The following is a 3,863-nucleotide window of genomic DNA, read 5'->3' on the forward strand; positions in this document are numbered from 1 at the left end:
GCCGCAATATGGGGCGCATAAAAGCTTGGCTAAAATTAGGAACGAAGTGACGCAAGCCAAGCTTTTTGCGTCCCATTCATTATTGCTTTGTTATAAGTCTTATACATTGACTATTAGCACACTGTATATTGCGACTAATATACAGCCTAAACCAACATAACTAATTGTATATATTGGTTTTACCCACTTAACTTTTACAAAATCTTGTAAATCACGAAAAACAAAACTGCCTTTAGCCAAAAGGGTAAGCGCACTGGTATTGGGGAGCTTAAAAACGAACACCAGTACCGTCGAAATCAAAACGCAAGCAAAGCCGACAAATAACAGTACCTGAGCAAATATTGGCATATCCAACCTTAAGACTTATAACGCCCGCGTAATAGGCGCGAGCTTGCGAGCGTCCTAATTGACGCGTTTGTTAGGGCTTTCTGCTTCATAAGAACGCAATGCCTCGAATACCTTGTTTGCATCAACCGGAATATCAGGCCCACGTTGCTCTGAATTAAGCATTGTTTCAAATTGCACTTCAGCTGCCCCGTCCTTCTCAGTTATTTCGCAACAGGACCAATGTACCTGCTTATAATTCCTAAATAGGTGTGTACTGCAAGAGTTATAGCCGTTACCTTCATACATACGAAGAAACATCAATCTTTCGCCACCAACTTGCCAATACTCTGGATCATTTGGCCCCCAAACTTGAATTTTATCTCCTGGCAGCAAGTTTCCCTTGAAAGTTTGAATTGCCTCCAACTCCCACACTATAAAATTACACTTTTCGGCTTCGATCTCCATTGGCAATGTACGCAGGACATTGAAGTGTGCAACGTCGGTTGAATGGTTATATTGCCACTCTAAATTAGTGTCCTTTGTTATTCCGCTAGCACAGCCAATAAGCAGAAAAATAATTGAAATAGAAAACACTCTGTTCATTGTGGTGTTGCCCTAACGCCTATATCACAGGAGACAACGGAGCAGAGCCAATTGTGGTAGAGTGCACGAAGTGCACCACAATTGGTGGCGCGTAGTTAGCTTCCTGTGCATGTGATTGTTATGCATTTATTTAATCGGAATTTGTGCCCCACCTTGCTCCCACAAATCATTTAATACTTTCTTAGAATGCTCATCAGCTGATAAACGACGAAAAAATGATATCCCATTCAATATAACACCTGGTTTACGATGCTCATCAGGCCAAACAATGGCATTATATTCAATCGAATACAGTGATCTATCCTCAAACAGTGTAGCGTTTGCAATATATCTCGATTCAACTACAACAGGTATGCGAGAATCATCCAGCATAATTATATTGCCATCACTCTTAGGGATTCTCTGCTCTACAAGATCTTGAATTGCATTCATTTGCGATGCCATATGAAGAACATGATCAGGCATCTCAATGGGCCAGACAACATCCGATATTGCATCCGGGAATGTTACCATTGCTTTTTGCATGACAACTTTGTCATTGGTAGGAGTAATTTTTATTGTTAATTCATCCTTGTTTACATCACCCTTCCAAGCTGTTGTCACTGCATTAACATGATCCTGCCTTTGAAACTCAAGAGCCTTATCCGATTGATGACAGCTTTTAATAGATACTAGCAAAGCCACTATAGCAACTATTACTCCAGCCATAGAGAGATGCTTTTCATTCAAAGACACCGCAAAATCACTCCTACTTTATCTAAATTCCAATTCTAAATGCACGCATCGGTCCTGATTGTGCATAACGCCTCATTCAGAGGCAATAAAATAGTTGGTTAAAATAAGCGACGAAGGAGCAAAAACCAACTGTTTTTTGTCCTTTGGAATGACTTGTTATAAATCATTTTTCTGAATAGGTTTAACACCAATTGCTTGTTTATTAAGATCTAAAATATTTTGTTCTCCTGAGAACAAAATAAATCTACCTTGAGAACCAGATGCCAAATAGGCATATGAATACGGTTTAAATTGTAAGTCTACTGTTAATGACTCTTTAGATGGAACGTGTCGGAACCACCCGTCACCAACCTCTTTGATATGCGGAGTAACAGTTACGCTGTTACTTGACCACTTTAACGCAAATTGAAAAATATCAGGTAATTTATTCTCTGATATTACAATTTTATCAACAATTAAGTTTTTGTGCCTAGTTACTACAGAGTATTCAAACTTCTCTTTCTCTGGAACATATTCTACTTGGACGCGGGCTGAATAATCCTGCGTTTCATCTTGAATTGCAAAGGCTGAAAAAGGTAAGAAATTAAAAGAGGAAGAATATCCTCTAATATCTAGCATTAATTTCACATTGCAGTTTTCTGTACAATGTGGAATATAAGAATTAAATGACAACTGATCCGCAGGAGCTTCGAACGGAACAGGAATTAAGAAATTTTCTGGTTCTGATTTCTGTGTATCTTTGCTAGTTGTGTTACATGCACTAATCAGAATAATTAATATCCCTATTATAGAATTACGCACCAAACCTTCCTTATGATTTATAACGCCCAAATCAGCGGCTAGCTTTAGCTAGTCCGCTGGATTTGCTTGTTAGCTGCTCTTCTCGACTAACTGAGTAATCTCGTACCTGTATGTCTTTGCGAGCTTTCTTGATAGAAGTTGCAAATTGAATTACATATTCTCGGTCATTCTTTAACTGCAACTCTCTATCACTTATATCGTTATTAAATATTTTTACAATAAAGTTTATGACTTGATTCATGCCACACTCCTAGATTTGTTTGTGTGAAACTCATACTGCCACTTCTTAATTGAGTTTAGTGTAAGTTCTAAATCTATTCTTCGGCAAATATCCGAAAAAATTTCTGATATTGCTTCTGATTGCTGTTCATCCAAAGGGTCACATAGCCTACGACCGTAAGTTACAATTGAAATAATGTAGTTATCTCTATAATCACTGTTAACAGTGAAAGCTGGATAGCAAAAAACACTACCATCTCCACCACGACCATCCCTTTCGGACAAGTAGTATTTTCCCTTTTTGTGGGCTTGTCTTTTACATGCGTGGAAAACAGGCTCTCCAGTCGAAAGACACTCAGCGGCAGCAGACTTCCCTTCGATCAGCTTGATCGCTTTTGTGTGCTTCCAACTTCGATTAGTCTCGTATTCGTAATACCAAGTGTCACTTTGGGGATCATTGTGCATTATTGTTATGCAGATTTGATTACGTTTAAGGGAAAAGTTATTTAGTAATAGCGATTCAATTTCACCTAAAATTAAGTTTATCTGCTCTTTAGGTTGAGTGATCTGTTTGAAAGTATTTCCGTTTGGCTTTAACTTCCTAGATTCGTCTTTAAATCTATCTAACTTTTTTTGTACCACCCTTGTGGTAAGCAATGCAAAGCCTTCAAGAAACTTTTTGTAAGCATCCCCAGATTGCTCTTCATACCAATCCGCAATGCCTCTGATTAGTAAAGCTAGCAATGAAACAACAATTAAGATTGAAAATGCGACTTCATGCTTATCTGTGTGGTTTTTTATTATATCCCATTGCTCTCCCCATACATCTAATGTAATGAAATATGCACCTGTAAAACCTGGCAAGAATACTTGTAAAAACCTGTTTCTTATAGTCCTGACTACTGTATTTTCATAAAGAACTTTTCTGAAAAGCTTTCTATGAAAATACCTAGACTGTTCAATGAATAAACTAAGCAACCAAATGGCAACCACCCCAACTACGATAATCATCTGGTTGTTTGACACATTTTCCAATCTTATATTTCCTTTTGTATATTCAATTTAAGCACAATGCTAAGATGGAGCAGCTAACATGTTTATAGCGAGCGAATCGCGCGTTTTTCTACTACGCTACCGCTCACTTTTCTGAATGATATATTTTTAACAGACTAGTTAAC

At 37.9% G+C, this 3,863-nt stretch carries 5 protein-coding genes; all 5 read right to left on the reverse strand.

What is annotated here, in order from left to right; genetic code table 11:
• Positions 1–402: 402 nt before the first annotated feature.
• Positions 403–930, reverse strand: a complete 528-nt coding sequence (locus C2M24_RS15695) for a hypothetical protein (protein ID WP_105216133.1) — start codon at positions 928–930, stop codon at positions 403–405.
• A 126-nt stretch (positions 931–1,056) separates the two neighbouring features.
• Positions 1,057–1,665, reverse strand: a complete 609-nt coding sequence (locus C2M24_RS15700; protein ID WP_158683792.1) for a hypothetical protein — start codon at positions 1,663–1,665, stop codon at positions 1,057–1,059.
• A gap of 156 nt (positions 1,666–1,821) precedes the next feature.
• Complete coding sequence (locus C2M24_RS15705; protein ID WP_158683783.1) at positions 1,822–2,466, reverse strand: hypothetical protein; 645 nt, start codon at positions 2,464–2,466, stop codon at positions 1,822–1,824.
• Between the two features lie 31 nt (positions 2,467–2,497).
• Positions 2,498–2,707: a hypothetical protein gene (locus C2M24_RS15710; RefSeq protein ID WP_105216139.1), complete on the reverse strand. Its 210-nt coding sequence runs from the start codon at positions 2,705–2,707 to the stop codon at positions 2,498–2,500.
• Positions 2,704–3,720 carry a hypothetical protein gene (locus C2M24_RS15715; protein ID WP_158683793.1) on the reverse strand — a complete coding sequence of 339 codons (1,017 nt, stop codon included), beginning with the start codon at positions 3,718–3,720 and terminating at the stop codon, positions 2,704–2,706. Before C2M24_RS15715 ends, C2M24_RS15710 begins: the two co-directional genes overlap by 4 nt.
• Between the last annotated feature and the right edge of the window lie 143 nt (positions 3,721–3,863).

Origin of the sequence: Pseudoalteromonas sp. T1lg22 (assembly GCF_002964645.1) — a bacterium.
GTDB lineage: Bacteria > Pseudomonadota > Gammaproteobacteria > Enterobacterales > Alteromonadaceae > Pseudoalteromonas.